24 protein-coding genes and 1 pseudogene are annotated in these 23178 nt (G+C 71.4%); 10 read left to right on the top strand and 15 right to left on the bottom strand.

Annotated elements, in window-relative coordinates; all coding sequences use genetic code 11:
- Positions 1-25 precede the first annotated feature (25 nt).
- Positions 26-361, top strand: a complete 336-nt coding sequence (locus HB370_RS29735) for a helix-turn-helix domain-containing protein (RefSeq protein ID WP_030777393.1) — start codon at positions 26-28, stop codon at positions 359-361.
- 167 nt (positions 362-528) lie between these two features.
- On the opposite strand, the gene HB370_RS29730 is transcribed toward HB370_RS29735, so the two are convergent.
- Positions 529-2199, bottom strand: coding sequence for a CocE/NonD family hydrolase (locus HB370_RS29730; protein WP_030777392.1), 1671 nt, complete (start codon positions 2197-2199; stop codon positions 529-531).
- Between the two features lie 101 nt (positions 2200-2300).
- Between HB370_RS29730 and HB370_RS29725 the strand changes: the two genes are divergently transcribed.
- Complete coding sequence (locus HB370_RS29725; RefSeq protein ID WP_030777391.1) at positions 2301-3020, top strand: TetR/AcrR family transcriptional regulator; 720 nt, start codon at positions 2301-2303, stop codon at positions 3018-3020.
- 117 nt (positions 3021-3137) lie between these two features.
- On the opposite strand, the gene HB370_RS29720 is transcribed toward HB370_RS29725, so the two are convergent.
- Positions 3138-3614 (bottom strand): ATP-binding protein, encoded by a 477-nt coding sequence (locus HB370_RS29720; RefSeq protein WP_030777389.1) that lies wholly within the window; start codon positions 3612-3614, stop codon positions 3138-3140.
- Positions 3615-3823: 209 nt separating this feature from the next.
- On the opposite strand from HB370_RS29720, the gene HB370_RS29715 reads away from it, so the two are divergent.
- On the top strand, positions 3824-4255 hold the full coding sequence (locus HB370_RS29715) for an ATP-binding protein (RefSeq protein WP_030777387.1): 432 nt from the start codon (positions 3824-3826) through the stop codon (positions 4253-4255).
- Between the two features lie 61 nt (positions 4256-4316).
- Here HB370_RS29715 and HB370_RS29710 read toward each other — a convergent pair whose 3' ends face one another.
- The 4 genes from HB370_RS29710 to HB370_RS29695 form a co-directional block, all read right to left on the bottom strand.
- Positions 4317-4673, bottom strand: a complete 357-nt coding sequence (locus HB370_RS29710) for an STAS domain-containing protein (RefSeq protein WP_030777385.1) — start codon at positions 4671-4673, stop codon at positions 4317-4319.
- Entirely contained in the window at positions 4670-5983 is a 1314-nt protein-coding gene (locus tag HB370_RS29705) for a SpoIIE family protein phosphatase (protein ID WP_030777383.1), read from the bottom strand. The genes HB370_RS29710 and HB370_RS29705 overlap by 4 nt, the downstream gene beginning before the upstream one ends.
- Positions 5983-6786: an alpha/beta hydrolase gene (locus tag HB370_RS29700; RefSeq protein WP_030777381.1), complete on the bottom strand. Its 804-nt coding sequence runs from the start codon at positions 6784-6786 to the stop codon at positions 5983-5985. Before HB370_RS29700 ends, HB370_RS29705 begins: the two co-directional genes overlap by 1 nt.
- 67 nt (positions 6787-6853) lie before the next feature.
- A complete protein-coding gene (locus HB370_RS29695; RefSeq protein ID WP_078637367.1) occupies positions 6854-7243 on the bottom strand; it encodes a helix-turn-helix domain-containing protein in 390 nt (129 codons plus the stop codon).
- 166 nt (positions 7244-7409) lie between these two features.
- On the opposite strand from HB370_RS29695, the gene HB370_RS29690 reads away from it, so the two are divergent.
- A complete protein-coding gene (locus HB370_RS29690; RefSeq protein ID WP_244406058.1) occupies positions 7410-7736 on the top strand; it encodes an STAS domain-containing protein in 327 nt (108 codons plus the stop codon).
- A 19-nt stretch (positions 7737-7755) separates the two neighbouring features.
- On the opposite strand, the pseudogene HB370_RS42060 reads toward HB370_RS29690, so the two are convergent.
- Positions 7756-7953: pseudogene (locus HB370_RS42060) on the bottom strand (hypothetical protein); the annotation flags it as partial.
- A gap of 103 nt (positions 7954-8056) precedes the next feature.
- On the opposite strand from HB370_RS42060, the gene HB370_RS29680 reads away from it, so the two are divergent.
- Complete coding sequence (locus HB370_RS29680) at positions 8057-8473, top strand: CBS domain-containing protein (protein ID WP_030777374.1); 417 nt, start codon at positions 8057-8059, stop codon at positions 8471-8473.
- Positions 8474-8692: 219 nt separating this feature from the next.
- Here HB370_RS29680 and HB370_RS29675 read toward each other — a convergent pair whose 3' ends face one another.
- Positions 8693-9562 carry a GNAT family N-acetyltransferase gene (locus tag HB370_RS29675; protein WP_106980583.1) on the bottom strand — a complete coding sequence of 290 codons (870 nt, stop codon included), beginning with the start codon at positions 9560-9562 and terminating at the stop codon, positions 8693-8695.
- A 295-nt stretch (positions 9563-9857) separates the two neighbouring features.
- Positions 9858-10358: a hypothetical protein gene (locus tag HB370_RS29670; RefSeq protein ID WP_244405673.1), complete on the bottom strand. Its 501-nt coding sequence runs from the start codon at positions 10356-10358 to the stop codon at positions 9858-9860.
- A gap of 29 nt (positions 10359-10387) precedes the next feature.
- Between HB370_RS29670 and HB370_RS42055 the strand changes: the two genes are divergently transcribed.
- From HB370_RS42055 to HB370_RS29660, 3 genes are all read left to right on the top strand, one after another.
- On the top strand, positions 10388-10573 hold the full coding sequence (locus HB370_RS42055; protein ID WP_030777370.1) for an SDR family oxidoreductase: 186 nt from the start codon (positions 10388-10390) through the stop codon (positions 10571-10573).
- A gap of 110 nt (positions 10574-10683) precedes the next feature.
- Positions 10684-11262 (top strand): TetR/AcrR family transcriptional regulator, encoded by a 579-nt coding sequence (locus HB370_RS29665; RefSeq protein WP_030777368.1) that lies wholly within the window; start codon positions 10684-10686, stop codon positions 11260-11262.
- 152 nt (positions 11263-11414) lie between these two features.
- Positions 11415-12296 (top strand): alpha/beta fold hydrolase, encoded by an 882-nt coding sequence (locus tag HB370_RS29660; protein ID WP_030777365.1) that lies wholly within the window; start codon positions 11415-11417, stop codon positions 12294-12296.
- Positions 12297-13092: 796 nt separating this feature from the next.
- Here the strand turns inward: HB370_RS29660 and HB370_RS29655 are convergent.
- Positions 13093-14433 (bottom strand): TRAM domain-containing protein, encoded by a 1341-nt coding sequence (locus HB370_RS29655; protein WP_030777363.1) that lies wholly within the window; start codon positions 14431-14433, stop codon positions 13093-13095.
- Positions 14434-14569: 136 nt separating this feature from the next.
- Entirely contained in the window at positions 14570-16618 is a 2049-nt protein-coding gene (locus tag HB370_RS29650; protein ID WP_030777361.1) for an APC family permease, read from the bottom strand.
- 372 nt (positions 16619-16990) lie between these two features.
- Here HB370_RS29650 and HB370_RS29645 point away from each other — a divergent pair, with 372 nt between their 5' ends.
- Both HB370_RS29645 and HB370_RS29640 read left to right on the top strand, forming a co-directional pair.
- The gene (locus HB370_RS29645; protein WP_030777359.1) at positions 16991-17662 is read left to right on the top strand and encodes a TrkA family potassium uptake protein; all 672 of its coding nucleotides are present in this window, start codon (positions 16991-16993) and stop codon (positions 17660-17662) included.
- Positions 17662-18330 carry a TrkA family potassium uptake protein gene (locus HB370_RS29640; protein ID WP_030609167.1) on the top strand — a complete coding sequence of 223 codons (669 nt, stop codon included), beginning with the start codon at positions 17662-17664 and terminating at the stop codon, positions 18328-18330. Before HB370_RS29645 ends, HB370_RS29640 begins: the two co-directional genes overlap by 1 nt.
- Positions 18331-18413: 83 nt before the next feature.
- On the opposite strand, the gene HB370_RS29635 is transcribed toward HB370_RS29640, so the two are convergent.
- From HB370_RS29635 to HB370_RS29620, 4 genes are read right to left on the bottom strand one after another with little or no spacing between them, the layout of a single operon-like run.
- Positions 18414-19193: a DUF3159 domain-containing protein gene (locus tag HB370_RS29635; RefSeq protein WP_030777356.1), complete on the bottom strand. Its 780-nt coding sequence runs from the start codon at positions 19191-19193 to the stop codon at positions 18414-18416.
- 3 nt (positions 19194-19196) lie between these two features.
- On the bottom strand, positions 19197-19595 hold the full coding sequence (locus HB370_RS29630) for an OB-fold nucleic acid binding domain-containing protein (protein ID WP_078629620.1): 399 nt from the start codon (positions 19593-19595) through the stop codon (positions 19197-19199).
- Positions 19596-19654: 59 nt separating this feature from the next.
- Complete coding sequence (locus tag HB370_RS29625) at positions 19655-20341, bottom strand: response regulator (RefSeq protein WP_030777352.1); 687 nt, start codon at positions 20339-20341, stop codon at positions 19655-19657.
- A complete protein-coding gene (locus tag HB370_RS29620) occupies positions 20338-22893 on the bottom strand; it encodes a sensor histidine kinase KdpD (protein ID WP_030777350.1) in 2556 nt (851 codons plus the stop codon). Before HB370_RS29620 ends, HB370_RS29625 begins: the two co-directional genes overlap by 4 nt.
- Between the last annotated feature and the right edge of the window lie 285 nt (positions 22894-23178).

Genomic DNA, 23178 nt, shown 5'->3' with positions numbered 1-23178 from the left:
CTGTCGAATAGTGCATCATGGGACCATGCGTTCCTTGCCCCAGCCTCCGCGCGAGTCGTTGACGCTCACACCCGTCCTGCACGCGCTCGGTGATCCGGTGCGCCTGGAGTTGGTGCGGCGGGCGCAGGGCCGCCCCGAGTCGACCTGTGCCGCGCTCGCCGACGGGCTGGACGTTCCGGCGTCGACACTGTCCAACCACTGGCGGATCCTGCGCGAGGCGGGGCTGATCAGCATGACCGTCGACGGCCGGCACCGGCGGATCCGTGTACGCGCCGACGACCTCGGCGCTCGCTTCCCCGGCCTGCTCGACCCGATCCTCCGCCACGCCGCGACCGCGTCGGCGGCCGACGGGTCCCGGTGACCACGAGCCGGGCCGGATGGCGGCCCGGCTCGTCAGCCATTGCCCGGCCCGTCAGCCGTCACCAGCCCGTCAGCCATTGCCCGGCCCGTCAGGCGTCGGCCGGCCCGTCAGCCATTGCCCGGCGCGTCAGCCGTCGCTGCCCGGGGCTGATGACGTCACACGAGTCCTCAGGCGCGGGGAAGCGTCAGCGCCGAGTCCGTGTGGAGGGTCAGGCGCACCGGTGTGAACTCGGTGGCGTCCACCGGCGACCGGCCGGTGCCGGGATTGCGGGCGTAACGCGGGTGGGCGCCCGCGCTGATCTGCCAGCGGATGCGGTGCCCGGCGGGGAAGCGGTGGGCGGTGGCGCTCATCGCCACGGTGATCTGCGAGGGCGCGTCTCCGGTCGTCCGCAGACGGCCCAGTCCGTCACAGACGTTGACGGAGCGGCCCCGCTCGTCCACGTCGCACAGGCGGGTGAAGACGTCGGCGTGCCCGGTGTCCGTGGAGACGCTCAGCCGCGCGGAGACCGGACCCAGGATGTCCACCGGCTCGGTCAGCGGCGGACCGGTGAACGTCAGGACGTCGTCCCGGGCCTCCAGGCCGCTGTTGTCCCGGGGACCGGCGGTGCGGGAGAGCAGCGGGCCGCCGAGGGACGGAGTGGGGTCGGCCGGGTCGTAGCGGAACGTCGTCAGGGGCACCGATTCGGTCGGGGCCTGCCGGACGAGCTGCCCGCCGGGGGCGGGGTACCACGGGGTGGCGGTCGCGGCCGGCGGCCAGTCGTCGAGGTCCCGCCAGGCGTTCTCACCGCCGACGTGCGCGCGCACCGTGGTGGGACGCAGGCCGGAGGGGTCGGCGCACAGGTGGGCGCGCAGCCACGCGAGACTGTCCGCGAACACCTCGGGCCATCCCTGCTGGAGGGCTGAGGTGTGGGTCCAGGGGCCGACGAGCAGGGCGGTCTCGCAGCCGGCCCGGCGCAGTCGGCCGTACTGCTCGAAGGTCTGGTCGGCCAGCGCGTCGCGCCATCCGGTGATCAGGGCCGTGGGCACGCGGAGCCGCTCCGCCGACCGGGCCTGCGAGGCGCCGTGCCAGTAGGGGTCATGGGCGTCCGGGTGTGTCATCACGTCGTCCAGCCAGGGGACTTCGCCGAGGGCGGGCACGTGCGCCCCGCGCAGGGGCCGCGCGGTGGTGACGGCGCGCAGGCGGCGTTGCAGGCGCAGGGTCGCCTTCAGGAACCGTGCCATGCCCTGGTGCTGGTAGGTCATGCCCGCGCCGACGGCGAGGGCGTTCTCCAGGCGCAGCGCGCCGTCCGCGTAGAACAGGCCGTAGGGGTCGTGCAGCCCCACCTGCACCACCATCGCCTTGAGTTCCGGTGGCGGGTCCAGGGCGAGGGCCCACTGCACGTAGCCGAGGTAACTGGGGCCCACGGTCCCGAGGGTGCCGTTGAACCAGGGTCGCTCGCGCAGCCAGGCCACGGCGGCCTGCCCGTCCGCGGCCTCGTTGCGCCAGAGGTCGAACGTACCGCCCGAGCCGCCGGTGCCGCGGCAGCTCTGCAGGACGACGTGAAAGCCCTGTTCGGCGAAGAGCAGGCCGTACATCGGCGCCCACGGCAGGCCCCGGCCGTACGGGGAGCGGACCAGGAGGGTGGGGAAGTCGCCCTCGGCGCGCGGGAAGTAGTGGTCGGTGATCAACGGGCTGCCGTCGGCGGCGGGCACCACCAGCCCCGGTTCCCATCCGACCGCGTGCCGTTTCGCGGGCAGGCCTCGCCAGGTCGCCCTCATCATCCGTGCGGACAGCGGCGGTTGGCCATTGGGTGGCGTCCAGACGGATCCGGCCACGGCGTCGGGCGTGGGTGATGACATCGTTCCCCTCCTCAATTCCGTACGATGTACGAGAATAGAGGATGCTTGGATGGTCCTCACCCGAGCCGACCTCGACGACCAGCGGAAAGGAACGCGAGACCGTGCCCCATGCCGGTGGGTCCGGCGCCCCGGGCGTCGACCCCGAACAGCTCTGGCTGCGTCCCACCGAACCCCGCAAGGGACGCAGGCCCTCCTTCAGCCGTACGGCGATCACCGCGGCGGCCGTCGCCGTCGCGGACGCCGAAGGGCTGGACGCGGTCACCATGCGGCGGGTGGCGGCCGAGATCGGTGCCGGCGTCATGTCGCTCTACACCTACGCCCCCGACAAGGAGACGCTGCTGGAACTGATGGTCGACCACGTCAGCGGCGAACTGACGGTCACGGACCCGCCCACCGGCGACTGGCGCGCCGACCTGAAGGCCATCGCCCACCTCCAGCGCGCCCACATGCTGCGCCACCCCTGGCTGCCCGCCGCGCTGGTCACCCGACGCGTGCCGGGCCCCAACACGCTGGCCTTCCTGGAACACGCGCTCGCCGTCCTGCGGCCCACCGGGCTGGACGGTGCGGCGAAGCTGGAGATCTTCGCCCAGCTCACCGCGTTCGTGGCCGGGCACGTCGGACACGAGATCGCCCAGGCCGCGGTCTCACGCTCCCCGGACAGAGCCGCGGCCGAGGCCCGCTACCTCGCCGCCGTCGCCGCCGACGGCCACCACCCGGAACTCGCCGAGGCGCTCGCCGCCCCCGGACTCTCCCTCACCCCCGAAGCCACCTTCAGCCGGTTCCTGGGCCGCCTCATCGACGGCCTCGACGTCACCCCTTGACGGCGGGGCGGCGGCCCTTGCCGCTCAGGCCCCGGCAAGGAGGAACCGCCCCTCGGCTACGAGATCACGTACCGCTTCCGAGGGACCCGCGCACCTCCGGGATCCCGCGCGACGGCCTCACCAGCCTCCCGGCCCACCCTGCGGATCGTCCGTCAGGGCCAGGCGGGCGGTGATGCGCTTGCCGACCGGCTCCCGCGTGACCTCGAAGCCCTGGCAGAGGGCCATGACGATCTCCAGGCCGTGCTGACCCACCCGGCCCACGTCGGCGGCACGGGCCACCGGCAGCACGGGATCGGAGTCCCACACCTGGACCTCCACCAGATCGCCCGCGATCCGCAGATCCATCACGATCGGGCCGGCGGCATACTTCTGCGCGTTGGTGACCAGCTCGCTCACCACCAGCTGCGTCACCTCCACAGCCCGCCGGGAGACCGCGACACCGTGCTCGGAGCGCACCCGGGCCAGGAACCCGGCAGCCGCGTGGCGGGCCCTCGCGATGGACGGGCCCTGCCCGTCCAGAGCCACCGCGACGCTCAGGACAGCGTCGTCCGAGTACGCGGCCGCGCCGCCCTCGCCCACCAAGGTCCGTACCATCCCCGTACCGCCTCCGCTACGTCAGTCTCCCGCCCCGGATACCCCCGATCGGGCCGGACAAGCCAGGGTGACCGGACTGTCGGCCACGCCACACCGCGGCGCCTCGTACGACGGCGGGCACGGCGCGGGACGTCACCGCCGGCTCACGTTGGGTTGCCGCGTACCGGGGCAGACGGGACAGGGAACCGTCGGCGGCTGGAGGAGAAACCATGACGGACGACTCATCGATGAGGGCTGTCGGGTGGGCACGCTCGTTGCCGGTCAGCGCGGGAGTGAAGGAGGCCAGGGACTGGACGCGTGCGCATATGTCCGCGCTCGGCTGGGAGCGGACGGCACCGGCGCTGGTGGACTCGGTCGTGCTGGCCGTCTCGGAGCTGGTCACCAACGCCCATGTCCACGCGCACAGCGCCGCTCAGCTCATCCTCACCTGGGACGAGCGATGTCTGCACGTGACCGTGCATGACGCCTCGCCGCGGCTGCCCGAGCAACGCCAGGCGGATCACCAGGCCCCCGGGGGACGCGGGCTGTTCCTGGTCGACGCCCTCGCCGACGACTGGCAGGTCCGCCGCTGCCCCCGCGGCAAGGACGTCACCGCCTGCTTCCAGCCGCCCCCGTCGGCGGAGGGGGCACACGGGGGGTGAGGAAGCACGCCGGCGGCGGCACCGGCACCCGGTAGGGCGGGCGCGCGCCGTCACCGTCCGGTCAGCCCCCGCCCCCGTTCCCGGCTGGAGGGACCGCGTCACTGTCGGAGTAGATGGCGAAGATCTGGTCGAGGCCGACGATGCGCAGGGTGCGCAGGGTCGAGGCGGGGACGGCCGCGAGCGCGATGTCCGCCCGGGCGGCCCGCGCGTGGTTGTGGGCGGCGATCAGGGAGCTGATGCCGCTGGAGTCGCAGAATTCCATGCCGCCCAGATCCAGGACGAGGCGCTGGCCCGGCCGGAGGGCGACGGTGGCGATCAGCTGCTGCAGCCGTGGGGCGTTGTCGTAGTCGAGCCCGCCGGAAATCTCCAGAACGGGACCGGTGGCGGCGTCTCGGGTGGTGATCTTCAGTGGGCTCATCGAACGCTTCTCGTCTGGGGGCTGGGGACTGGGACACCGAGGGCGAGCAGCGCGGTGTCGTCGTCGAGGCCGTCGCCGAAGCCTCGCAGCACGCCCGTCAGGGCCTGGATCACGGCGGACGGGGACTCACCGGCATGGCCCGCGACGCAGGTGAGCAGTGCCTCGTCCCCGTACAGGGCGCTGCGGTCCTCGCCGGTACGGGCCTCGGTGATGCCGTCGGTGTAGAGCAGGAGCAGGTCGCCGGGAGCGAGCACGGTGGTGGCGGCGGTGAAGCGCGCGGAGGGCAGGATGCCGACGAGGAGACCACCGGGGGTCGGCAGGAAGTCGGCGGTGCCGTCGGCCCGCACGGTGATGACCGGCGGATGGCCGCCGGAGGCCAGGTGGACGGCGACCCGCCCGGTGGCGGAGTCGGGCTCCAGCGTGCCGAAGACGGCGGTGCAGTAACGCGGGTCGCCGCTGCCCGCGTAGCGTTCGTGGAGCACCTTGTTGAGGGTGGTCAGCGCGGCCACGGGGTCGGGGTCGTGCAGCGCGGCGGCGCGCAGGGTGTAGCGGGTCAGCGAGGTGAGCGCGGCGGCCTGGGGGCCTTTGCCGCACACATCGCCGATGAAGAAGCCGAAGCGTTCGCCGTCGATGCGGAAGACGTCGTAGAAGTCGCCGCCGAGCCGGTCGGGATGGGCGGTGTGGTAGTAGGCGGCCGTCTCCACCCCGGGTACGTCCGGGAGGATGTCGGGCAGCAGCGACTGCTGGAGCACGGCGAGGGCGTCCTGCAGCCGGGCGCGGTCGGCCTCGGCCTGTTCCCGTGCCTCCTCGGCCTGCCTGCGTGCCTCCTCGGCCGCTTGTCGGCGGCGCAGCAGCTCCTCTTCGTAGGCGCGGCGGTCCCGGGCGTCGAAGACGGTGGTGCGGATCAGCAGGGGCTCGCCGGTGTCGCCGTGCTTGACCACGGACGAAACCAGCACCGGCATCCGGCCGGCGCCCGTCCGCTTGAGCTCCAGGGCGATCCCGCTGATCTCGCCCTGCATCCGCAGCAGCGGCGCGAAATGCGTCTCGTGATACAGCCTGCCGCCCACGGTCAGCAGGTCGGTGAACCGCTTCCGGCCCACCACCGCCTCCCGGTCGGCACCGAGCCAGCCCAGCAGCGTGGCGTTGATCTTGGCGATGGTGCCGTCCATCAGCGTGGACAGGTACCCGCAGGGCGCGCGCTCGTACAGTTCCTCGGCGCTGTCCTCCAGCAGCGCGGCGAACTCGGCGCTGTCGGAGGACCTCTCGTCGCCGGCCTCGTACGGATCGGGCTGACGTCCGGTGCGGCACATCACCGCAGGGCCGCCAGGAACTCCGTGATCGCCCGGTTGGTGGCCTCGGGTGCGGACAGATGGGGGCAGTGCCCGGTCGCGTCCAGCGTGACCAGCGTCGAGCCGGGGATCGCCCGGTGCACGAAGGCCCCCACCTCCCGGGGCGCGATCACGTCCTGGGTGCACTCCAGCACCAGGGTCGGCACCCGTACGCTCTTCAGGTCGTCCCGGGAGTCCGACAGGAACGTGGTCCGGGCGAAGACGCGCGCCATGTCCGGGTCGGTGGCGCAGAAGCTGTTCCTCAGCTCCTCGCCCAGTTCCGGCCGGTCCGCGTTGCCCATGATCAACGGGGCCATCGCCGCCGACCAGCCCAGATAGTTGGCATCGAGGGAGGCCAGCAGTTCGTCGATGTCATCGGCGCTGAAACCGCCGTGGTAGCCCTCGTCGTCGATGTACCGGGGAGACGGCGCGACCATCACCTGCGCCCCGATCCGGTCCGGCGCCATGTCCGCCGCCAGCACGCCGATCATCGCGCTGACGGAGTGGCCCACGAACACCGCGTCACGCAGATCGAGCGCCTCGCACACCTCGACCACGTCCTGGGCGTACCCGGTCAGGGAGGCGTAACGATTCTCCGAGAACGCGGTCGCGTCCGAGCGGCCCGAACCGACGTAGTCGAACAGCACTACCCGGTAGTCCTCGGCCAGGGCGGGGACCGTCAGCCGCCACATGTTCTGATCGCAGCCGAACCCATGAGCCAGCACCACCGGCCGCCCCTGCGGAGCACCGGTGACGGTCACATTGTTCCTGCGGAGGATGTCCATGCCCGCCAGTCTGTCAGGACGCGCCCGGTGGTCGCCCCCGCCCCCGGGCCGGGGACGCCACGCAGCGCTACTGGCTCGTGCCGCCGGTGGCGGTCAGAGAGGCGGGCCGGTCGCCGGGTTTCCCCGTACGGTCGGTCTCGTCCCGGACGATGCGGTCGGTCTCGTCCCGGACGAGCAGGGAGAGCAGTGCGGCCACGGTCAGGCCGGCTTCCGCGGGATGGCGCAGGACCTTGTCCGGTTCGACACGGTAGGTGTTGGTGCGTCCTTCGCGGGTGTGCGAGAGGTAACCGTCCTGCTCGAGGTCGGAGATGATCCGCTGGACGGCACGCTCGGTGAGCCGGCAGTGGGCGGCGATGTCGCGGATCCGGATGTTCGGGTTGTCGGCGATCGCCGCCAGTACTCGCGCGTGGTTGGTGAGGAAGGTCCAACCGGTGTGAGATCCAGGCACTGCAACCATGCGCGGCATTCTACTGACCCGGTTTGCCTGACAGCGAATGCATGACATACTTTTCGCGCTATCGGAAGCGTGTTCCCGGCGTAGGGAGACGCGGGAGGAGCCGAGGGTGTTTGTGGAAGAAGGGGTCTCAGACCGCCCCGACGGCATCGGCGGGACACCGCCTCGGATTCCCGATCAGGCCGAAGTCGAGCAGTACGCATGCCGTGACGCCTGGGTCATCAGCGCGCGCGGGTCCTACGACCTGCACACGATCCCGCCTCTGGCAAAGGCCCTGGACACCGCGGCCAGGACGCACCGGAAGGTCGTCCTGGACGCCTCCGGCATCACCTTCGGGGACTCGACACTGCTGAACCTGCTGATCCTGACCCACCACGAGACCGACTTCCGTGTGGCGGCGCCGGCGCGGCAGATCCGCAGGCTCCTGGAAATCACGGGGGCCGACACGTTCCTGAAGGTGCGGGCGACCGTGGAAGAGGCCGCTGCCTGTTCCTGACCGGACGGGACGTGTGGGCCGGCCTGATGAGACGGTCCGGCGAGGCTTTGACCGGCCAGGCGAAGAGGTCCTTCGGTCCGAGCCGTCCGTGATCGACCCGGTCCTGGGGCCGGCCGCGCACCCCGGCCATCCGCCCGTCCACGACGGCGACGTCCATGGCGTCGCCGTCGGAGTGGAGGATCGACGCTGCGACCCTTGATGCGCCGCGCGCCCTCAGTACCCCTTGTCCGCCATGGCTGACGGACGCTGAAGATCCGTTACTACCCGCAGTGCCTGGGAACAGGAGTCGGGTCCATCCAGACGCAGGAGAAAGGGGTTCCATGACCACGGCACGCGACATCATGACCGGTGGCGCCGAGTACATCGGTGCCGAGGAGACGGTGCTGGACGCCGCCCGCAGGATGAAGGATCTCGGGGTGGGCGCGCTGCCCGTCTGCGGCACGGACAAGGAATTGAAGGGGGTCCTGACCGACCGGGACATCGTGGTGAAGGTACTGGGCGCGGGCAAGGATCCCGCCACCTGTCCGGCCGGGGAGCTGGCGCAGGGGGAGGCCGTCACCATCGGGGCCGACGACGACGTACGGGCGATCCTGCGCACGATGTCCGAGCACAAGGTGCGCCGCCTGCCGGTGATCGACGGACGCGAGCTGGTCGGCATGGTCGCCCAGGCCGATGTCGCACGTGCCCTGCCGGACCCCCAGGTCGGCGATCTGCTGCGGGCGCTGTCCAGCGACTGATCGGCCTTCGGGCCCCGGTTCCCGGCCGCTCGGACGACCGCGGCCTGCGCCGGCCATGCGGGACTCGTTCGCTGGTCGCGTCTCTGGTACACAGCCGCTGTTGCCGGCCCATCGCCAAGCTCGACACCACATGGCGACACGGTGCTGCGCGCCGGCAAAGCGAAGGGCGTCCGGCCGGGTCCCGGCCGGACGCCCCCAGGGTGGCGCGCGCTCGCGCCGTCAGAGGAAGTGCCCACTGGCCAGATAGGGCGCCGGCTCCGCCATCCCCCGGAGCGCGAGGTATCCCTCCTGGCCGATGTCGAGCCGGGCGGCCAGCCCCACGTCCACCGCCCAGTGGTTGGCGGTGGTGATGCAGTTGACCAGCGTGTCCCCGCGGGAGGCGGCCAGGGCTTCCCAGAGCAGGTCCTGGGCGGTCCGGGGCTCCGCCGCGGCCAGCAGGACGCCCCGCCCCTGCTCCTCGTCGATGTACACGTAACCGGGCCGGCCGGGGTCGTCCGACACGACGAGACGCAGCCGGTCGAGCATGTAGGCGTGGTCCGGGCCGTGGCCCGCCCCGCGGAGCCGCTCGTCGAGCCGGTCCATCCACTCGAAGTCGTCGGCCCGGCCCTCCCGGAGCCCACTCACCGCAGGCAGCGTCGAGCGGTCGACGGTGCCCACCATGCGCAGCTGCGGGTGGAGCGTGAAGCCGGCCAGCCGGTAACGGCGCGTGGCCGCGGGATGCACCGTGGACGAGAACAGTCCCGGCCGCCCGTCGGCGTGTGCCAGCGCGGCATCCATGAGCCGCCTGCCGATCCCCTGCCCCTGATACCGGGTCAGCACCCCGTACGTCGCCAGGTACCACACGTCGCCCCGGTTCTGCGACATGGCGAGCCCGACGACGTCCCCGTCCTCGCCGACCGCGACCCGGCAACCGGCCGGATCGATCTGGAGGTAGTACCGCATCCGCTCGATCCACTGCTTCGAAGCGGCTTCCGAACGGGGCTCGATCTCCGGTTCGCACACTCTTCTGCTGCGCCGGTCGGCCTCGAGGAAGAGTGCGGCGGAGGCGCGCTCCGCCGACGGAAGATCTTCCTCACGCGCCGGCCTCACCCGCACCAATTCCCTTTTCACAGCGTACCGACCACCTCGGCGGCCTCCTGCCTTTCCTACGTGCCGACAAGGGCGGGGACACCGCCCGGTGCGGGTGGGATTCGTACGACGTCGTCAAGCAAATCCAAGGTTTCCGACTGAGGCAATATGGCGACAGAACCGGGGCCGACCAGAGCGCCAACCTGGAGCCGGCCGCCGAGGTCTGCCGGGTGCCGGCCGAGGCCCTGGAGCACTGAGCGGTCCCGGAAGGCCGCCGCCGTCCCCACGACCCGTCACAACCAGCGCCGAGCGAGCGTCAAGGCGCCGCCTCGAACGCCCGGTCAGGCCCGCAGCCCGTCCAGTGCCGTGTCGATCGCCGCCAGGGCCGCCGTCCTGTCGAGCCCCGCCCTCGATACGAGCGAGAGGCCCTGGACGATGTAGAGCAAGAGCTGCGCCTGGGCCTCGGGCGAGGACGTGTCCGTGACCTCTCCGGCGGCCTGCGCGCGGCGGAGTGCGCGGCGACGATGTCGGTGAACCGGCGGTACGAGCGGGTGACGGCCTCCGTGGCGTCGCCGTCCTGGGGGACGAGTTCGGCGGTCGTGTTGCCGACCAGGCAGCCCTGCGGCACGCCCATGTCGGAGATCAGTTCGTCCAGCCGCACGGGATGGGTCAGGATCTCGCGCAGGGCGGGCAGGAGCGGGCCGGTGTCGAGCGCGGCGGTCAGGTGCCGCTCGTACACCTCCCAGTAGAGCCTGACGGCTTCGAGGTAGAAGCGGCGCTTGTCGCCGAACGTGCCGTAGAGGCTGCCGCGCTCCACGCCCAGCGCGTCGACCAGGTCCTGGATCGATGTCGCCCCGTATCCCCGGGCAGGCCGCCCTGTACGAGGAACTCCGACAGACCGTACCCCTGCACCGCCTGGGAACCGCCACCGAGTCGGCGAAGGCGGCGGTCTATCTCGCCTCCGACGAATCCGCCTGCACCGCGGGGACCGTACTGCGCGTCGACGGGGGCATCGGGCAGCTCGCGTACTAGCGGCCCTTCGGAGCCGGCCGGGCGTGGTCCTCCATGAGCGCGCCCGCAGGAGCGTTTCACCACCCGCCCCCTTTCTTGAACAACCGATCCAGATAAGCTACGGTGGGATCATGGCGAGGACCCGGGAGTTCGACACCGAAGCGGCGGTGAGCCGCGCCATGGAGCTGTTCTGGACGCGCGGCTACGAGGCGACCTCCGTCCGGGATCTCACCCAGCACCTGGGGATCGGACAGGGGTCCCTGTACGCCGCGTTCGGCGACAAGGACGGCCTTTACCGGGCCGCGCTGGAGCACTACCGCACCACCCTCGCGGCGGCCGCCCTGCGCAGCCTGGAGCAGGAGGCGGACGCCCGCGCGGCGATCCGTACGCTGCTGACGGAGCGGATCCGCATCGCCGCCGAGCACGGCGGCCAGGGCTGCCTGGCCGTCAACGCCGCCTGCGAGCGGCTGCCCCAGGACGCGGCGACCCGGCGCACCGTGCGCGACATGCAGGACGCGACCCGGGAGGCGCTCACCGAGGTACTGCGGGCCGCGATGGAACGGGGCGAGATCGCGACGCGGCACGACCCGCACACGGTCGCCGCGTTCCTGGTCACCTTCCTCAACGGACTGCTGGTCTCCTCGAAGATCACACCGGACGCGCCCGCCCTGGAACCCCTCGTGGAACTCGCGCTGACCACTCTCGACTGAGCGGCCGGCGTTCTCGGCGGGCGTTTCCCATACCCCGAATCTGTAACACTCGATCAAGAAAACGGAGACCCGTCCCGCCCTGTTCACGGCGCCCGCAGGAGCGCCGAGGGCCCGGGCCCCACCCGCTCCCCCAGGACAGGAAGCAGCACGTCATGATGTACGACCACACGACGACACCCCTGCGCACCGGCCGTGCCGCCGTCAACGGAACGAGCCTGCACTACCGGACGGCCGGAACCGGCCCCGCCGTGGTGCTGCTGCACGGCGTGCCCAAGACCGGCTACCACTGGCGCCACCTCGTCCCGAAGCTGACGCCCCACCACACCGTCGTCGTACCCGACCTGCGCGGTCTCGGCGACTCCGCCCGCCCCGCGGACGGCTACGACTCCGCGACGATGAGCGACGACATCGCCGAGCTGATGGCCCGCCTCGGACACGAGACCTACGCCGTGGTCGGCGAGGACTGGGGTGCGGTGATCGGCTACCAGCTCGCCGCCCGGCACCGCGACCACGCCACCGCCCTGGTCTTCGCCGAGGCCCTGCTCCCGGGCTTCGGCTTCGAGGACCACACCGCCCTCACCCCCGAGAACGTCTCCAGCGGCATGCATCTGTGGCACCTGGGCTTCTACTTCCAGCCCGACGTCCCCGAGATGCTGATCGCCGGACACGAACGTGAACTGATCACCTACATGATCAAGAACGAGCGCAGCCACCCCGACACCGCCACCCCCGACGCGGTCGAGGAGTACGTGCGCTGCTACTCCATGCCCGGCGGCATCCGCGCGATGCTCGCCGTCTACCGGGCGATGCTCACCGACGCCGAACAGAACCGGCAGGCCGCACGGCGGAAGCTGGACATCCCGGTCCTGGCCCTCGGCGGCTCCGCCTTCATCGGCGAGCGCAACGAGTCCCAGGCACGGCACGTGGCCCACCACGTCACCGGACACGTCTTCGACGCGGGCCACGACCTCGCGGAGGAAGTACCCGACGAAATGGCCGACGTCATCCTGCCGTTCCTGACCGCGCACCGGTAGCCGACGCCCACCGCCGGGGGCGGGAAGGCCCCTCGCCGGCACGCGGCCGCGCCGCCCCTCACCCTGGAAGCACTGCTGGAAACCCATGGGGCGCGAGTGCCGTACGGCGCCAAGATCACTGGACCAGACCAGCCTCTGTTCCACGTTCTCCGGGTCGGCGACGGACTGGATCAGTCGTGCTGCCCAACCGTTCCGGTAGACATACGTCCTGTTGTCCGTCAGCCGGGAACACGGGGCGTCGAGCGGCAACCTCTCCGGAATGAACTCGGCGTGCTCCATCTCCCCGACCGCGCTCGGCGACGACGACGCCTTCCGGTCGAGACAGTCGGCGACAACGCTCGGCACGTACACGCGGTAATCGCCAGCCCTCGCATAGGGGACGTGGACGGGAATGTAGTTCCCGAACCTCCGGCTGAACACCGGGACAACGGCATGCCCGCCGGGGTGGTCCGATACCGTTCCCCCGGATTGCCGTGCCACTCGGCGTCCAACGCCTCGGGAAGCGGATTGACGCTCGCGTCCATCCCGGTCAACTTGGGCGCGGAGGACCGGGTTGGTCCGTTCCGGGACATCTGACCAGCCAGACTCAGTAGGTCCGCACTCAGCGTCGCTTGCCCTCGGCGCCCGATCGATACTCGCCACTCGACAGGTCTGACCTGCCCGATAAGGTGCCTGACACCCCATCAGAACGAGCGTCAAATGAGCGTCAAGTTACCTCGCAGACCGTCATTTGAGCGTCAAGATATCGCCCGTAACGCCCTTAGCGCACATCATGCGCACCCATCAAAACCGCAGGTCAGAAACCCTTCGCCGCAGGCTCCAGAATCGCCACGCACTCCACATGATGCGTCATAGGAAACAGATCGAACGCCCGCAGCGTCCGCACCCGGTAGCCGCCCTCGCGGAAGTACCCCAGGTCCCGGGCCAGCGCGGCGGGATCGCAGGCTACGTAGGCGATGCGGCGGGCGCCGAGGGTGGAGAGGTGGGCGACCGTCTTGCGGCCGGCGCCCGCCCTCGGGGGGTCGAGGACGATGAGGTCGACCTCGGTGATGCCGGTGCGCGGCAGGACCGATTCGACCTTGCCCTGCTCGACGCGGACCCGCGGGAAGTCGGCCAGGTTGTGCCGCGCGTCCTCCACCGCCCGCTTGCCCGACTCGATGCCGAGGACCGCGCCCTGCTCGCCGAGGCGGTCGGCGAGGGCGCCGGCGAAGAGGCCGACACCGCAGTACAGGTCCAGGGCCATGTCACCCTTGCGCGGCAGCAGGCCCTGCATCACCGCCGTGACCAGCGTGTCCGCCGCCTTCGGGTGGACCTGCCAGAAACCGCCGCCGCCGACCCGGTACGTACGGCCGTCCGCGCGCTCGCGCACAAAGGGCCGGCCGTGCACGCGGTGCACGCCACCGGACTTCTCGTCCACCCGCAGGACGGACACCGGCCGGTCCAGCTCGACCAGCGGCAGGCGGGCGCCGGGGCGCGGGGTGAGGACCACCTGGCGGTCCTGGGAGCCGGTCGCCGCGATCGCCTCGACCGACTCCATGCCGGTCCAGTCCCGCTTCTCGATGCCGAGCTCGCTCACGCCCGCCGCCGCGATCATGCAGTGGTCGATCGGCTCGACCTCGTGCGAGCGGTGGCGGCGCAGGCCCGCCTTGCCCGTAGCGGCGTCCACCGCGTACTGGACCCGCGTGCGCCACTGCGGCACCTGGCCGGCGGGCAGCTTGTCGCCCTCGGCCGGGACCACCGTGCCGTCCCAGCCCGCCTCCTCCGGGGTGAGGCCGGCCAGCCGCTGGAGCTGTTCGGCGATCACGTCGGCCTTGAGGCGGCGCTGGGCGCCGGGCTTGGCGTGCTGCCAGTCGCAGCCGCCGCAGCGGCCGGGGCCGGCGAAGGGGCAGGGGGCCTCGATGCGGTCCTTGGACGGCTCCAGGATCCGTACGGCGTCCGCGCGCAGGAAACGCGCGCCCTCCTCGCCCTCGGTCACCCGGGCCACCACCCGCTCGCCGGGCAGCGCGTGCCGGACGAACAGCACCTGGCCCTCGGACGTACGGGCGATGCAGTGGCCGCCGTGGGCGACGGGGCCGACCTCGACCTCGTACTCCTCACCCACCAGAGACACCGGAGACTTGGTCGGTTCTGCCTGCATGGTGAGGTGACTCCAGATCGAAGAGAAGAGAAAGAGAAAGAAGGACGGGGGCGGTCGGCCGACGGTCGACAGCCCACCAGTCTACGGCCTTCCCGTCCCTCTCGGTCCCGGCCGGATATGCCGCCGGCCGCCTCCCTCAGTCCTTCCCCGACGGCTCCTTGGGCCGTTCCACGGCCGGGCCCCGGCGGACCGCGCCCGGTGCGTTCCACTCCTGGCGCTTGCGGGCGCGGGCCCGGGCGGCCTCGGAGGAGGCGAGCTGGTAGGGGACGGAGGTGACCATGACGCCGGGTGTGAAGAGCAGGCGGCCCTTCAGGCGCAGGGCGCTCTGGTTGTGCAGCAGGTGCTCGTACCAGTGGCCGACCACGTACTCGGGGATGATCACGGAGATCGCGTCGCGCGGGGACTCCTTGCGCAGGCTCTTGACGTACTCGATCACCGGGCGGGTGATCTCCCGGTACGGGGAGTCCAGCACCTTCAGCGGTACGTCGATCCCGCGCCGCTCCCACTCCTCGCGCAGTGCCTTGGTCTCGGCCGGGTCGACGTTGACGGTCAGCGCCTCCAGGGTGTCCGAGCGCATCAGCTTGGCGTAGGCGAGGGCGCGCAGCGTGGGCCGGTGGATCTTGGAGATCAGGACGACGGAGTGCACCCGGGAGGGGCGGACCATGTCGTCGCTCGGGCCCTCGGGCGCGGCGATCTCCTCGGCGACCCGGTCGTAGTGCTTCCGGATCGCGGTCATCGTCGCGTAGAAGATGCACATGCCGAGCAGGGCCACCCAGGCGCCGTGCGTGAACTTGGTGACCAGCACGACCACCAGCACCAGGCCGGTGAAGAAGGCGCCGAACGCGTTGATCGCGCGGGAGCGGATCATGTGGCTGCGCTTGGCCGGGTCCTTCTCGGCGGCGAGGTGGCGGTTCCAGTGCCGGACCATGCCGGTCTGGCTGAGCGTGAAGGACACGAACACGCCGACGATGTACAGCTGGATCAGGCGGGTGGAGTCGGCGCCGTAGATGAACACCAGCAGCGTGGCCGCGCCGGCGAGCAGCACGATGCCGTTGGAGAAGGCGAGCCGGTCGCCGCGGGTGTGCAGCTGGCGCGGCAGGTAGCGGTCCTGGGCGAGGATCGAGCCGAGCAGCGGGAAGCCGTTGTACGCCGTGTTGGCGGCCAGGAACAGCACCAGCGCGGTGGCGGCGGCGAGCAGGATGAACAGGAAGCTGCCCTTGCCGAAGACCGCCTCGGCGACCTGGGAGATGACCGGGTTCTGGACGTAGTCGGGGCCGACCGGGATGCCGTGGTGCAGCAGGTCGGTGGCCGGGGTCTCGGCCATGCGGACCTTCGTCGTCATCGCGAGGGCGATGATGCCGCAGAACATGGTGACGGCGAGCAGGCCCATCATCGCGAGCGTGGTGGCCGCGTTCTTCGACTTGGGCTTGCGGAAGGCCGGGACGCCGTTGGAGATCGCCTCGACGCCTGTGAGGGCCGCGCAGCCGGAGGAGAAGGCGCGCAGCAGCAGGAAGACCAGCGCGAAGCCGGCGAGGCCCTGGTGCTCGGCCTTGATGTGGTAGTCGGCCGTGGGGGCGCGCATGGTGTCGCCGAGGACCAGGCCCCGGAAGGCACCCCAGAGGATCATGATGAAGACGCCGCCGACGAAGACGTACGTCGGGATGGCGAAGAGTTTGCCGGACTCCTTCACGCCGCGCAGGTTCATCAGCGTCAGCAGCACGATCACGGCGACCGCGCAGAGCACCTTGTGCTCGACGACGAAGGGGACCGCGGAGCCGAGGTTCTCGATGCCGGAGGAGATGGAGACGGCGACGGTCAGGACGTAGTCCACGAGCAGGGCGCTGGCCACGGTGAGCCCGGCCTGGGGGCCGAGGTTGGTGGTGGCGACCTCGTAGTCGCCGCCGCCGCTCGGGTAGGCGTGCACGTTCTGCCGGTAGGAGGCGACCACGGTGAACATCAGCACGACGACCGCGACGGCGATCCAGGGGCTGAAGTGGTACGCCGACACGCCCGCGATGGACAGGACCAGCAGGACCTCCCCCGGCGCGTAGGCGACGGAGGACAGCGGGTCGGAGGCGAAGACGGGGAGTGCGATGCGCTTCGGCAGGAGGGTTTCGCCCAGCCGGTCACTGCGCAGTGCGCGCCCGATCAGGATCCGTTTGGGCACGTCGGTCAGTTTGGACACGAGAGAGGATCGTAAGCCTTCGTACGGGCACCCGCCCACCCGGCGTGCGGTATCTGCCTCACGAGTGAAATCGGGGGCGTGCGGAACTTCGGAATCCGTGGTGGCGGGTGCCCGCCGTGCCCGGGGGGCAAACGCCGCCTGCCGTCGCCCCCGGGGGGCCGCCCGCGCGTGGCCGCGGGGCCGATCGGGGCACCGTCCGTTCCGTGGGGCCTCGGAATCCAGACCTCGCGGGCGTGCTCAGGATCACTCGCCGACGGCTCGCTCCGTGCCGGGCAGGGGGGTGCGGGGCGCGTGGCGCCCGTGTGTAGCTTTGGGCGTCTGTCTGAGACCCTGATGCTTGAGCAGTAACTTTTGGACACCGGAAGGACGGTCGTGCACATCGTCATCATGGGCTGCGGAAGAGTGGGTTCCGCTCTTGCCCAGACCCTGGAGCAACAGGGCCACACGGTCGCCGTGATCGACCAGGACCCCACCGCCTTCCGCCGGCTGGGCCCGGGCTTCGGGGGCCGCCGGGTCACCGGCGTCGGCTTCGACCAGGACACCCTGCGCGAGGCGGGCATCGAGGAGGCCGGCGCCTTCGCCGCGGTCTCCAGCGGTGACAACTCCAACATCATCTCCGCGCGGGTGGCCCGCGAGATGTTCGGCGTGGAGAACGTGGCGGCCCGTATCTACGACCCCCGGCGCGCCGAGGTCTACCAGCGGCTGGGCATCCCCACCGTGGCCACGGTCCGCTGGACCGCCGACCAGATGCTGCGCCGGCTGCTGCCCTCGGGCGCCGAGCCGCTGTGGCGCGACCCCACCGGCGGGGTGCAGCTCGCCGAGGTGCACGCCTCACCGAAGTGGGTCGGCCACAAGATCAGCAAGCTCCAGGAGGAGACGGGCGTCCGGGTGGCGTTCCTGACCCGGCTGGGCGAGGCGGTCCTGCCCACCTCCCAGACGGTGCTGCAGGAGGGCGACCTCGTGCACGTGATGATGCGGACGGACGACGTGGACAAGGTCGAGGCGGCGTTCGCCAGTGGCCCGGAAGAGGAGGGCGGTCACTGATGAGGGTCGCCATTGCCGGGGCCGGCGCGGTCGGCCGCTCGATCGCGGGCGAGCTGCTGGAGAACGGCCACGAGGTCCTGCTGATCGACAAGGCGCCGACCGCCATCTCGGTCGAGCGCGTCCCGCAGGCGGAGTGGCTGCTCGCCGACGCCTGTGAGATCACCTCCCTGGACGAGGCGGCGCTCCAGCGCTGCAACGTCGTGATCGCCGCGACCGGCGACGACAAGGTGAACCTGGTCGTCTCGCTGCTGGCGAAGACCGAGTACGGCGTCCCGCGCGTCGTCGCCCGGGTGAACAACCCCAAGAACGAGTGGCTGTTCAACGAGGCCTGGGGCGTGGACGTGGCCGTCTCCACCCCGCGGCTGATGTCCGCCCTGGTCGAGGAGGCGGTGAGCGTCGGCGACCTGGTCCGGCTGCTGCGCTTCAGCCACGGCGACGCCAACCTGGTGGAGCTGACCCTGCCCGAGGAGTCGGCCCTGGCCGGCACCCAGGTGGGGGACGTGGAGTGGCCGCAGGACACCTCCCTGGTCACGATCATCCGCGGTACGCGGGTGCTGACCCCCTCCAAGGAGGACTCCCTGGAGCCGGGCGACGAGCTGCTGTTCGTGGCCGCCCAGGCCCGGGAGGAGCAGCTGGAGGAACTGCTGTCGGTGCGGCGCGAGAGCTGAGCCCGGGCCTACGGAAAGGGCGCCCTTGGTGACAAGGGCGCCCTTGGTGACAAGGGCGCCCTTCGTCGTCGTACGACGGCCGCTCACGCCTCCCGGCGGTGCCGCCCCCCGTCGGACTCACCGGTCTCCGCGGCCAGGGCGGCGGCCTTGCGCTCCTTCTCGGCCTTCTGCGCCTCCTCCTGCGCCTCCATCTCCGCGAACACGTCGATGGGCGCGGGTGCCTTCGCCAGGAAGACCCAGGTCAGCCAGACCGCGAGCAGGAACGGCGGGATCTTCAGGGCGACCAGGACCCAGCCGAGCTGGGTGGTGTCGGCCCACCAGTACAGCGGGAAGAGGATCGCGCACTTGGCGAGCAGGATCAGGCCCCAGGCCCAGCTCGCCTTGGTGTACGCCTTCTTGCGGCCCGGGTTGCGGGTGCGCCAGGAGAGGTTCTCCTTGAAGACCGGGCCCAGGATGAGGCCGATCAGCGGGACCCCGGCGAGGGCGGTGACGATGTACGCCACGGCCAGGCCGAGCGTGTAGAGCATGCCGGGGAGGTAGAAGTCCTTGGCGTTGCCGGTGAACATCGCGAAGACGACGCCGAAGGCCACGCCGAAGACACCGCTGAAGGCGTGCTTGACCGTGTCCCGCATGGCCAGCCGGACCACGACCAGCACCAGGGAGACCGCCAGCGCGGCGATCGCGGACAGGTGCAGGTCCTTGTTGATCGTGAAGATCGCGACGAAGAGCAGGCCCGGCACGACCGTCTCGACCATGCCGCGGACCCCGCCGAAGGCCTCGAAGAGCGCCGCCTCGGTCACCGCGCGGGCGTCTTGGGGCTGAGTCTGGTCGGTGTCTTCGGTCGGCTTGTCGAGGGACGTCACCGGCTACTCCCGTCCGAGGGGTCGCAGTTCGTATTTCGGGTTGAACAGCACCCGGCGGCCCCGGCTCATCGAGATCCGGCCCGATGCGATCAGCTTGCGCCCCGGTTCGATCCCGACGATGGAGCGCCTGCCGAGCCACACGACGTCCAGGGCGGCGGAGCCGTCGAAGAGTTCGGCCTCCAGGGCCGGGACTCCGGCGCGCGGGCGCAGGGTGACCGTGCGCAAGGTACCAGTTACGGTGACGATCTGCCGGTCGTGGCAGTCGCCTATCTTGGTGCAGCCTGCCGTCTCGGCGTCTTCGCGCAGCTCCTCGGACTCCAGGTCCTCCTGCGACGAGGAGAGCCGGTCGAGCATGCGCCGGAACCGGCCGGCCGGCTTTTCGGAACGAGGAACAGCAGTCATATGTGAAGCGTACCGGGGCCGTCGGCAGGGCCGACAGGGCGCTGAGAGCGCCCGTCGGCTCACTTCTCGAACCTGTATCCCATCCCCGGCTCCGTGATGAAGTGCCTGGGATGCGACGGGTCGGTCTCCAGCTTGCGCCGCAGCTGGGCCATGTAGACCCGCAGGTAGTTGGTCTCGGTGCCGTACGACGGCCCCCACACCTCCTGCAGCAGCTGCTTCTGGCCGACGAGGCGGCCGGTGTTGCGCACCAGCACCTCCAGCAGGTGCCACTCGGTGGGGGTGAGCCGGACGTCCTTGCCGTCGCGGTGGACCTTCTTCGCGGCGAGGTCGACGGTGAAGCCCTCGGTCTCCACGGTCGTCAGGTCGTCCTCGCCCGGCCCGGCCGGTTCGGCCCGGCGCACCGCGGCCCGCAGCCGGGCCAGCAGCTCGTCCATGCCGAACGGCTTGGTCACGTAGTCGTCGGCGCCCGCGTCCAGCGCCTCCACCTTCTCGTCGGAGGAGTGCCGGGCGGACAGCACCAGGATCGGCACCCGGGTCCAGCCGCGCAGGCCCCGGATCACCTCCACGCCGTCCATGTCGGGCAGGCCCAGGTCGAGGACGACCACGTCGGGGTGGCGGGAGGCGGCGAGTTCGAGGGCGGTCCTGCCGTCGGGGGCCGCGTCCACCTCGTACGCGCGTGCCTTGAGGTTGATCACGAGGGCACGCACGATCTGCGGCTCGTCGTCGACCACGAGCACCCGGGTCATATGGTGTGCCTTTCCGGTTCGGTACGGAACTCCCCGGCGGGGAGCGGCTCGGGGCGCGGTCCGGCCGCGCACAGGCTCAGCACCATGGTGAGCCCGCCGCCCGGCGTGTCCTCCGCGGTGAGGGTGCCGCCCATGGCCTCGGCGAAGCCCCGGGCGACCGCGAGGCCGAGCCCGACGCCGGCGCCGCGCGGAGCGTCCCCGTAGCGCTGGAAGGGCTCGAAGATCCGCTCCTTGGCCTCGTCCGGCACGCCCGGCCCGCGGTCCACCACGCGCACCTCGACCCGGTCGGCGATGGCGCTCGCGGCCACCAGGACGCGCCGCCCGGGCGGGCTGTACTTGACGGCGTTCTCCACCAGGTTGGCCACCGACCGCTCCAGCAGCCCGGGGTCCACGGCGACCATCGGCAGCGTCTCGGGCACGTCCAGGCCGACGCTGTCCTCGGGCACGCCGCCCAGGGCCATCGGTACGACCTCGTCCACGTCGATCTCGCGGATCAGCGGCGTGACCGTGCCGGTCTGGAGGCGGGACATGTCGAGGAGGTTGCCCACGAGGTGGTCGAGCCGGTCGGCGCCCTCCTCGATGCCCTTCAGCAGCTCGGCCCGGTCCTCCTCGGACCAGGCCACGTCGTCGGAGCGCAGGGAGGACACGGCGGCCTTGATGCCGGCCAGCGGGGTGCGCAGATCGTGGCTGACGGCGGCCAGCAGGGCGGTGCGGATGCGGTTGCCCTCGGCGAGCGCGCGGGCCTGGTCGGCCTCCTCCTGGAGGCGCCGGCGCTCGAGGACCACGGCGGCCTGGGCGGCGAAGGCGGCCAGCACCCGGCGGTCCGCGGCGGGCAGCACCCGGCCGGTGAGCGCGAGCGCCATGTGGTCGCCGACGGGCATGTCCACGTCGGCGTCCTCGGGGCGCTCCAGCGGCGGCCCGAAGCCGGCCCGGCCCGCGCAGGTCCAGGGCGCCACGTCGCTCTCCCGCTCCAGCAGTGCGGCGGACTCCATGGCGAAGGTTTCGCGGACCCGTTCCAGCAGCTCCTCCAGGCTGGTCTCGCCGCGCAGCACGTTGCCGGCGAGGAAGGAGAGGATCTCCGACTCGGCGCGCAGCCGGGCCGCCTGGTCGGTGCGCCGGGCGGCGAGGTCCACCACCGAGGCGACCGACATGCCGACCCCGAAGAAGATCGCGATGGCGACGATGTTCTTGGGGTCGGCGACGGTCAGCCGGTGCAGCGGCGGGGTGTAGAAGTAGTTCAGCAGCAGCGAGCCGAAGGCCGCCGAGGCCAGCGCGGGCAGCAGGCCGCCGAGCAGGGCCGCGGCGACGGTGACGGCCAGGAACAGCAGCATGTCGTTGGCGAGGCCGAGGCCGGCGGTGTTCAGGCCGAGCGCGAGGACGACGGGGCCGGCCAGTCCGACCGCCCAGCCCCACAGGATCCGGGCCCGCCCGAGCCGGCCGCCGCGGGCCACGGGCAGTCCCCGGCCCTTGGCGACCTCCTCGTGGGTCACGATGTGGACGTCCAGGTCGGGGCCGGAGTCCCGGGCGACCGTGGCGCCGACGCCGGGCCCGAAGACGTACTGCCAGGCCTTGCGGCGCGAGGAGCCCAGCACGATCTGGGTGGCGTTCACCCCGCGCGCGAAGTCGAGCAGCGCGGCCGGTATGTCGTCGCCGACCACATGGTGGAACGTTCCGCCGAGGTCCTCAACGAGCGTGCGCTGGACGGCCAGCTCCTTCGGGGAGGCCGAGGTCAGCCCGTCGCTGCGGGCGATGTAGACGGCCATGACCTCGCCGCCGGCGCCCTTCTCGGCGAGCCGGGCGGCCCGGCGGATGAGGGTGCGTCCCTCGGGGCCGCCGGTCAGGCCCACCACGATCCGTTCCCGGGAGCCCCATATCGCCGAGACCCGGTGCTCGCTGCGGTACTCGTTCAGGTACTCGTCGACCCGGTCGGCCACCCACAGCAGCGCCAGCTCGCGCAGGGCGGTCAGATTGCCGGGCCGGAAGTAGTTGGACAGGGCCGCGTCGACCTTGTCCGGCGCGTATATGTTGCCGTGCGCCATGCGGCGGCGCAGTGCCTGCGGGGACATGTCGACCAGCTCGATCTGGTCGGCCCGGCGGACGACCTCGTCGGGGACGGTCTCGCGCTGGCGCACGCCGGTGATCGACTCCACGACGTCGCCGAGTGATTCCAGGTGCTGGATGTTGACGGTGGAGACGACGTCGATACCCGCGGCCAGCAGCTCCTCCACGTCCTGCCAGCGCTTGGCGTTGCGGGAGCCGGGGACGTTGGTGTGGGCCAGCTCGTCCACGAGGGCGACGACGGGGGCCCGGCGCAGCACCGCGTCCACGTCCATCTCCTCGAAGACGGCGCCCCGGTACTCCAGCCTCCCGCGCGGCACCTGCTCCAGGCCGTGCAGCAGGACCTCGGTGCGCGGCCTGCCGTGGTGCTCCACGAACGCGACCACGCAGTCCGTGCCCCGCTCGGTACGGCGGTGTCCCTCGGCGAGCATGGCGTAGGTCTTGCCCACGCCCGGTGCCGCGCCGAGGTAGATCCGAAGCGTGCCGCGTCCCATGCCCACATTGTCTTTCCGTGCCAGAAGTCTGCGCAGCGTCGACCTTACGGCCGCCCGGCGGGGCGATCAGACCTGGAAGGGCGAGCAGGGCTCAACTTTGACGCAACCCTGACGAGAAGCGCCCCGAAGGGGCGCGGGGAACTGCGCGAGCAACCACGACGGCGCCGCACCCGGCGACGGACAGGCACCCCCAACGGCGAGCCCCCCCGTTACCGTTTTCATGGCTCCGCAATGGGGCCTCCGGCCTTCGGGTCCGGCATGACTTCCCCCCCTTGTTGTTCATGA

The organism is Streptomyces sp. DSM 40868, assembly GCF_011820545.1.
GTDB classification, from domain to species: Bacteria; Actinomycetota; Actinomycetes; order Streptomycetales; family Streptomycetaceae; genus Streptomyces; species Streptomyces eurythermus.
Note: the sequence above shows the minus strand (reverse complement) of the source record. Positions and strands in the feature narration are given on the sequence as shown.

Bases quoted from the DNA above. Each gene is read 5' to 3' on its own strand.
- HB370_RS29735 (WP_030777393.1), top strand. From the start codon at position 26: ATGCGTTCCTTGCCCCAGCCTCCGCGCGAGTCGTTGACGCTCACACCC.
- HB370_RS29730 (WP_030777392.1), bottom strand. From the start codon at position 2,199: ATGTCATCACCCACGCCCGACGCCGTGGCCGGATCCGTCTGGACGCCA.
- HB370_RS29720 (WP_030777389.1), bottom strand. From the start codon at position 3,614: ATGGTACGGACCTTGGTGGGCGAGGGCGGCGCGGCCGCGTACTCGGAC.
- HB370_RS29715 (WP_030777387.1), top strand. From the start codon at position 3,824: ATGACGGACGACTCATCGATGAGGGCTGTCGGGTGGGCACGCTCGTTG.
- HB370_RS29710 (WP_030777385.1), bottom strand. From the start codon at position 4,673: ATGAGCCCACTGAAGATCACCACCCGAGACGCCGCCACCGGTCCCGTT.
- HB370_RS29705 (WP_030777383.1), bottom strand. From the start codon at position 5,983: ATGTGCCGCACCGGACGTCAGCCCGATCCGTACGAGGCCGGCGACGAG.
- HB370_RS29700 (WP_030777381.1), bottom strand. From the start codon at position 6,786: ATGGACATCCTCCGCAGGAACAATGTGACCGTCACCGGTGCTCCGCAG.
- HB370_RS29695 (WP_078637367.1), bottom strand. From the start codon at position 7,243: ATGGTTGCAGTGCCTGGATCTCACACCGGTTGGACCTTCCTCACCAAC.
- HB370_RS29680 (WP_030777374.1), top strand. From the start codon at position 8,057: ATGACCACGGCACGCGACATCATGACCGGTGGCGCCGAGTACATCGGT.
- HB370_RS42055 (WP_030777370.1), top strand. From the start codon at position 10,388: ATGTCGCCCCGTATCCCCGGGCAGGCCGCCCTGTACGAGGAACTCCGA.
- HB370_RS29665 (WP_030777368.1), top strand. From the start codon at position 10,684: ATGGCGAGGACCCGGGAGTTCGACACCGAAGCGGCGGTGAGCCGCGCC.
- HB370_RS29660 (WP_030777365.1), top strand. From the start codon at position 11,415: ATGATGTACGACCACACGACGACACCCCTGCGCACCGGCCGTGCCGCC.
- HB370_RS29655 (WP_030777363.1), bottom strand. From the start codon at position 14,433: ATGCAGGCAGAACCGACCAAGTCTCCGGTGTCTCTGGTGGGTGAGGAG.
- HB370_RS29640 (WP_030609167.1), top strand. From the start codon at position 17,662: ATGAGGGTCGCCATTGCCGGGGCCGGCGCGGTCGGCCGCTCGATCGCG.
- HB370_RS29630 (WP_078629620.1), bottom strand. From the start codon at position 19,595: ATGACTGCTGTTCCTCGTTCCGAAAAGCCGGCCGGCCGGTTCCGGCGC.
- HB370_RS29625 (WP_030777352.1), bottom strand. From the start codon at position 20,341: ATGACCCGGGTGCTCGTGGTCGACGACGAGCCGCAGATCGTGCGTGCC.
- HB370_RS29620 (WP_030777350.1), bottom strand. From the start codon at position 22,893: ATGGGACGCGGCACGCTTCGGATCTACCTCGGCGCGGCACCGGGCGTG.